General features: G+C 67.2%; 9 protein-coding genes. 7 read left to right on the top strand and 2 right to left on the bottom strand.

Annotation, left to right across the window (positions count from 1 at the left end):
* Window positions 1-14: 14 nt before the first annotated feature.
* From EN742_RS19840 to lpxK, 5 genes are all read left to right on the top strand, one after another.
* Window positions 15-800, top strand: coding sequence for a 3'(2'),5'-bisphosphate nucleotidase CysQ (locus EN742_RS19840; protein WP_128333179.1), 786 nt, complete (start codon window positions 15-17; stop codon window positions 798-800).
* Window positions 801-874: 74 nt separating this feature from the next.
* Window positions 875-1,120, top strand: a complete 246-nt coding sequence (locus EN742_RS19835; protein WP_126055075.1) for a DUF4170 domain-containing protein — start codon at window positions 875-877, stop codon at window positions 1,118-1,120.
* Between the two features lie 5 nt (window positions 1,121-1,125).
* Window positions 1,126-1,908 (top strand): lysophospholipid acyltransferase family protein, encoded by a 783-nt coding sequence (locus tag EN742_RS19830; protein ID WP_126055074.1) that lies wholly within the window; start codon window positions 1,126-1,128, stop codon window positions 1,906-1,908.
* Window positions 1,905-3,221, top strand: coding sequence for a lipid IV(A) 3-deoxy-D-manno-octulosonic acid transferase (waaA, locus tag EN742_RS19825; RefSeq protein ID WP_128333178.1), 1,317 nt, complete (start codon window positions 1,905-1,907; stop codon window positions 3,219-3,221). The genes EN742_RS19830 and waaA overlap by 4 nt, the downstream gene beginning before the upstream one ends.
* Window position 3,222: 1 nt before the next feature.
* On the top strand, window positions 3,223-4,248 hold the full coding sequence (gene lpxK / locus EN742_RS19820; protein WP_126055072.1) for a tetraacyldisaccharide 4'-kinase: 1,026 nt from the start codon (window positions 3,223-3,225) through the stop codon (window positions 4,246-4,248).
* Between the two features lie 6 nt (window positions 4,249-4,254).
* Here the strand turns inward: lpxK and EN742_RS19815 are convergent, their stop codons facing one another.
* Window positions 4,255-4,488 carry a DUF2093 domain-containing protein gene (locus EN742_RS19815; RefSeq protein WP_126055071.1) on the bottom strand — a complete coding sequence of 78 codons (234 nt, stop codon included), beginning with the start codon at window positions 4,486-4,488 and terminating at the stop codon, window positions 4,255-4,257.
* Between the two features lie 114 nt (window positions 4,489-4,602).
* On the opposite strand from EN742_RS19815, the gene EN742_RS19810 reads away from it, so the two are divergent.
* Entirely contained in the window at window positions 4,603-5,193 is a 591-nt protein-coding gene (locus EN742_RS19810; RefSeq protein WP_128333177.1) for a hypothetical protein, read from the top strand.
* A gap of 16 nt (window positions 5,194-5,209) precedes the next feature.
* Here EN742_RS19810 and EN742_RS19805 read toward each other — a convergent pair whose 3' ends face one another.
* On the bottom strand, window positions 5,210-6,136 hold the full coding sequence (locus EN742_RS19805; RefSeq protein ID WP_127407533.1) for a LysR family transcriptional regulator: 927 nt from the start codon (window positions 6,134-6,136) through the stop codon (window positions 5,210-5,212).
* Window positions 6,137-6,226: 90 nt separating this feature from the next.
* Between EN742_RS19805 and EN742_RS19800 the strand changes: the two genes are divergently transcribed.
* Window positions 6,227-6,472, top strand: a 246-nt coding sequence (locus EN742_RS19800; protein WP_348632865.1) for an EamA family transporter, incomplete at its 3' end; no start/stop codon positions are given.

The raw sequence follows: 6,472 nt of genomic DNA, 5'->3' as shown, positions 1-6,472 counted from the left end.
CGCGTGACCCGCTCATCCTGGCCGGAGCGCGCGGGGACCTCGCCCTGCTGCGTGACGCCGCCCGCGAGGCAGGCGCGATCGCCATGCGCTATTTCGGCAACAGCCCGCAAGTCTGGATGAAGGGCGGCACCTCGCCGGTCAGCGAGGCCGACCATGCGGCAGATGCCTATCTGCGCGAGACCTTGCTCAAGGCGCGGCCGGACTATGGCTGGCTGTCGGAGGAAACCGCCGACGACCACGCCAGGCTCGCCGCGCGCCGCACCTTCGTTGTCGATCCGATCGACGGTACGCGCGGTTTTCTCGATGGCCTGCATTCCTGGTGCGTCAGCGTCGCGGTCGTGGAAAACGGCGTAACACTCGCCGGCGTCCTCGAATGCCCGGCCAAGCACGAGACCTATTGGGCGCTGCCCGGCGAAGGCGCCTTCCTGAACGGCGAGTCGATCCGCGTGCGGGCGTTGGCGGACACCGTGGATATCGGCGGGCCGAAGCCGCTGGTCGACCTGTTGCCGGAAGCCTGGCAGGGCCGGCTGCATCGCACGCCCTACATTCCTTCGCTGGCCTACCGCCTGGCGATGATCGCCGCAGGCAAGCTCGACGCCACCTTCGTCAAGCCCAACGCGCACGACTGGGACATCGCCGCCGCCGACCTCATCCTGCGCGAGGCCGGCGGCGCCTTGCTCGACCGGCACGGCCGCCCGCCACGGTATGCCGGCTCGGTGATTCACCACGGCGCGCTGGCCGCCGGCAGCGGCGCCTTGCTCGACGTGCTTGCCGGCGTCATCGCCGGGCTGGAGAGTTGAACCATCATCAAAGGTTCCAAAGTCGGCGGCTTTGGTCTAGACCTTTGCAAACTCACGATATGTGAAGGACCGACATGGCCGTGGAAGACGGAAAGAAGCAGCTTTTGCACCTGGTGTTCGGCGGCGAGCTGAAAAAGCTGGGCGGAACCGAATTCCGCGACCTCGATGGGCTCGACATCGTCGGCATCTATCCGGACTATCAATCCGCGCACGCGGCATGGAAAGCCAAGGCGCAGGCCAGCGTCGACAATGCCCACATGCGCTATTTCGTCGTTCACCTGCACCGGCTGCTCGATCCGGACAGCAGGGCCGCCGGTTGAGACCGATGGAGCATGAAGCGGTGAAAGGGCCGGTCACCAGCCCCGCGGTGCGGCGCGGCGGCACGACCCGCACGCTCTGGCGCCGGATCCGCGAGCCGCTGGCCCAATCGCGATTCGTCAAGAACTTCATCGCCGGCCTGTTCGCCAATTTCGTCCGTCTGGTTCGCCTGACCAGCCCGCTGGTCAAGGGGTCGACTCAGGTCGCCGGCGGCGCCTACGCGCATCTGGAGCCCGGCATCATCGCGCTCTGGCACGGCCAGCATCTGCTGACGCCTGCGTATTATCCCAAGGGCAGGCCGTTGGTCGCCATGGTCTCGCGCAGCGCCGACGCCGAGCTCAACGCGCTGATGCTTGAGAAGTTCGGCATCGAGGCGGTGCGCGGCTCGGGGGGGCGCGACAGTTCAAGGCATCTCGACAAGGGTGGAGCCAAGGCTTTGATTGCCCTGAAGAAATCGCTTAGCACCGGCAAGAACGTGGCCATGATCGCCGACATCCCGCACGGCACGCCGCGCGACGCCGGAATGGGCATCGTGCTTCTGGCGCGACTGTCCGGCCGGCCGATCCTGCCTTCGGCGATCGCCACCAGCCGCCGCAAGGTGCTTGAAAAAAGCTGGGACAAAACCACCATTAACCTGCCTTTCGGCCGCTCAGCGGTTATCGTTGGGCCGCCGGTATTCGTGCCGGCCGATGCCGACGACGCCGAGATGGAACGCAAGCGCCAGGAAGTCACCGCCGCGATCAACGCGGCAACGACCGAGGTTTATCGCCTCGTGGACGGCCTGAAATGAGCGGGCGCTGGGCGCGCACCATGCTGTCGGCCTACCGCTACGCGGGCGCCGCCGCCTATCCGCTGATCGGTCCTTACGTCGCCTGGCGCACGTCCAGGGGCAAGGAGGACCGCGTGCGCCGGCGCGAGCGCTATGGCGTCGCCGGCCGTCCACGCCCTGAAGGGCCGATGATCTGGATCCACGCGGCCAGCGTCGGCGAGACCCTCGCAGTCGTGCCGCTGGTCGAGAGCATCCTCGACTACGGCGTCAACATCGTGCTCACCACCGGCACGGTCACCTCCGCGCAGGTCGTCGACGAGCGGCTTGGCGACCGCATCATCCACCAATACGTGCCGCTCGACCTGAAACCCGCAGTCAGCCGCTTCCTCGACCATTGGCGGCCCGACCTCGCGATCATCGCCGAATCGGAGATCTGGCCGATGACCATGCTGGAGCTCGGCGCCCGCCGCGTGCCGCAGGTGCTGGTCAATGGCAGGCTGTCCGACCGTTCCTTCTCGTCCTGGAAGAAGCGCGCCAACATCGCCGAGGCGCTATTCGAGAACCTTGCCCATGTCGTTGCCCAGTCGGATGTCGACGGCGAGCGCTTCCGCACGCTCGGTGCCCGGCCGGTCACGGTGTCGGGGAACCTCAAGGTGGATACCGCCCCGCCGCCGGTCGACGAACGGGCGCTCGCCTCGCTGAGGCGGCAGATCGGCGAGCGGCCGACCTGGGCGGCGATCTCGACCCATGACGGAGAGGAGGTCGTGGCGGCCGAAGTGCACGCCACCTTGCATCGGCGCCACCCTGGGCTGCTCACCATTATCGTGCCGCGCCATCCCGATCGCGCCGAGGCGCTCTCCGCGCAGATTTCCGGCATGGGCCTGAAGCTCGCCCGCCGCAGCAAGGGCGACAGGATCACGGCCGATACCGACATCCTGCTCGGCGACACGATCGGCGAGATGGGTCTCTATCTCAGGCTGACGGAAATCGCCTTCGTTGGCCGCTCGCTGACCTCCGAGGGCGGCCAGAACCCGCTCGAGCCGGCGATGCTGGAGACGGCGGTGCTTGCCGGCCGCAACGTGCAGAATTTCCGCGAGGCCTATCAGCGCCTGCTCGACAGTGGCGGCGCCAAGCTGGTGCGCGATCGCGACATGCTGGCCGGCGCCGTCAACTTCCTGCTGAGCAACGAGGTGGCGCGCCACGAGATGATGGCGGCCGGCGCCGCCACCGTCGACGAGATGCGCGGCGCGCTGGCGCGCACGCTGAAGTCGCTGGAGCCTTATATCCAGCCCCTGATCGTGAAGTCGCGCCTGAAGGGCGCCAACGGGAGGTAGCGTGACCTCCGAAGCACCGCCCTTCTGGTGGGAAGAACCGGACTGGCGCGTTCTGGCGCTGTCGCCGCTGTCGGCGGCCTACGCGCTCCTGGCCGGCCGCCGGATGCGGCATGCGCCGCGCGAAAAGGTCGAGGCGCCGGTGCTGTGCGTCGGCAACTTCACCGTCGGCGGCAGCGGCAAGACTCCGGTGGCGATCGCACTGGCGAGGCAAGCCAAGCGCATGCAGCTCAGTCCCGGCTTCCTGTCGCGCGGCCATGGCGGCTCTTTTGGTGAGCCGCATATCGTCGATCTGCATCACGACGCCGCCAGGCATGTCGGCGACGAGCCGCTGCTTCTGGCCGAGCATGCGCCGGTGGCGGTGACGCCGAACCGTGCTGCCGGCGCCCGGTTGCTGATGGAAAAGCTCGGTTGCGACTTCCTCATCATGGACGATGGCTTCCAAAGCGCGCGCCTTCATATCGACTTCGCGCTGGTCGTCGTCGACACGCGCTACGGCATCGGCAATGGCCGCGTCATCCCCGGCGGACCGTTGAGGGCAAACATCGTCGACCAACTGGTCTTCACCAGCGCACTGCTCAAGATGGGCGAGGGGACGGCGGCCGATCCGGTGGTGCGCCAAGCGGCGCGCGCCGGCCGGCCGATCTTCGAGGCGCATACCGAGCCTCGCGCCCGTGAACGCTTCGCCGGCAAGCGCTTCCTCGCCTTTGCCGGCATCGGCCATCCCGAGAAATTCTTCGGCACGCTGCGCCAGGCCGGCGGCGACGTCGTGCTCGCCAAATCCTTCCCGGACCACCATTTCTATGCCGAGGACGAGCTTGCCGAACTGGCGGCGACAGCGAAGCGCGACGGTCTTCGCCTCGTCACCACGGCCAAGGACGCGGCCCGGCTGCGTCATGGCGCGTCGCAAGAGTTCCTGGATCAACTCGAGGTACTGGAGATCGACGCTGTGTTCGAGCTCGACCACGTGCCCGAGCGCATCATCGACGAGACGCTTGATGCGTGGCGGCAGCGCAAGCTGCGGCGGTGAGACGTGCTATCCCCGGCTGCGCATTTCCGGGTGCATCTCGATCTCGCGGCGCAGCGAGGCAGTGGCGTTGGCGTAAGGCTCCTGCCGGGCGACGCTCCAGTATTTGAGCTCGTCCAGCGGAATGCTCTCGCCGGTCACGGCGCACCGCACGAACGCGCCCGGACTGGTGACCTGGAAGTCGCCGTCGAGATAGCGGATGCGGGCTTCCTTGCCGCCCGGGCCTTCAAAACGGTTCATCATGAAATGACGCTTGGGTTCATGGGATTCAATCGCCACAAATCGCAGGCAAGGTCAAGCTTGACGCAATGCTCGTGGAGTATCGCTCCAACAGCATAATGGTTGCTGGGAGCCGGCATGGACATTTCCTCCACCCGCCTGACGTCGCTGCTGAAGCAGGCGCTGACGCCGCAGCCGGTGCCATCGGCCAAGGCCGATCCGGCGACCACCGCGCTGGTCAAGGCGCTCGTCCAGCCGCCGGCGCCGTCGGCCGCGTCTTCGGCGCAGCTCGCCGCGCAGGCCTTGAACGGCTCGTTGGCGAGGCCTCCCGCTCACCCGACCCAACACCTGTCTTCCGACCAGATCGAGGATGCCTACCGGGCGGTCATTGAACCGGATGCAGATCTTAGCCCGGCCGGTGTTCCGGCCGGCAGGCCGGCCGCGGAAGCCGAACAGGGTCCGCGCCGCCTGACCTCACTCCAGCCGCCAATCGCCGACAGCATGGCGAGGACCACGGCGCCACCGTCATTGCCGGTGTCGACGATCGCGGTTTCCTCTTCTGTGCTGGTTGCGGCCAATTCCAACGCGCCCAGGCCACGTGGCGCGGCCGTCCGACCTGGCAACGCTCGATCGTCGGAACCCACCCAACCGCCGCTGTGGATGATGTCGATCTTAACGGCGCTGCTCTCGGCGACGATCACCACCATCGCGCTGTTGCTGCTTCGCTGACCGGGTCTGACCGGCTCTACGCGTCGTCCTGCAGGAAGGCTTCGAGTTTTTCAGTCGCAAGGCCTGCCTGTGCCGCAATGCGCCGCGCAAGGTCTGCCGCGGCGGCGCGCGGGCGGCCGACGGGCCGGTCGAGCCAGTAGGACACCGGATTGAGCGCGGTGCGGTCATCGACGGCGACGATCCGGCCCGTCTTGAGTTGCGCCTGCGTCAGTGGCGGCCGCGCCAGCGCGATGCCCAACCCGTGCGCCGCAGCGTCGAGCACCAGATTGTAATCTTCGAAGCGTCGATCCTGCGGACGAGGGCGGTAGTCGATATCCTGCGCCGCGAGCCAGGCGCGCCAGGCGGATGCGTCGGAATCGTTGATCAGCGGGAACTTGAGCAGCCGGGCAGGGTTGCCGTGCCCTATTTCCCCCGCCAGTTCCGGCGAGGCGATCGGGAAGATGTACTCCTCGAACAGCTGCACCGAGACCCGGCCGGGAATGCGACCGCGCCCGCAACGCACCGAAAGGTCGATGCCTTCGTCGGCGAGGTCCGCCTGGCGGTTGTCGACATCGAGCACGATGCGCAGCCGGGTCGGGCTATTCTCGAGCGCCGCCATGCGCGGCATCAGCCACAGGCCGCTGACCGAGGGGATCGAGGCCAGCCGCACCACCGCGGTGCCGCGCGGCTCCACCCAGCGGTCGGAATTGACCGAGATCAGCGCGAAGGCCTCGGTGGTTCTCAGATGCAGCCGGTTGCCCTCATTGGTCAGCGTCACGCCGCGCGCGTTGCGCTCGAACACTTTCAGCCCCAGCCAGTCCTCCAGCTTGGCGATCTGCCGGCTGATGGCGCCATGGGTGAGGTTCAGCCTCTCGGCCGCCGCCGAAAAGCTCCCCGTTCGCGCCGCAGCATCGAAAGCGCGCAAGGTCTCCAACGGGAGTAACTGGTTCGAGCTGTGATCCATGCTCACAGGTGACCCTCGAATTGGTCGTTTGTCAATCGACGGTTGATGCGGTCTTCTAGCCTCATGGAGCCAAGCAACGAGGATATAGCGATGACCGCCTATGCCGGTACGTTGAATCAGACACAGCGAATGGACACCACGGCGGCCATCGCGGTCGCGCTCACAGTGGTCGGCTGGGCCTCCGCCTTCCCGGCGATCCGTGCAGGCCTCGAGGCCTTCCAGCCGCTGGAGCTCGGCGCGCTGCGTTTTGCCATCGCCGCTGTGCCGGCGGCGATCTTCCTGGCCGTCAAGCGCCCGGCGCTGCCCACGGTCGACGAGTTCTGGCGCTTCCGCCTC

Source organism: Mesorhizobium sp. M4A.F.Ca.ET.020.02.1.1 (assembly GCF_004022645.1).
Classification (GTDB): Bacteria; Pseudomonadota; Alphaproteobacteria; order Rhizobiales; family Rhizobiaceae; genus Mesorhizobium.
The sequence above is the reverse complement of the archived record's forward strand: the minus strand, read 5'-3'. Positions and strand labels throughout refer to the sequence as shown.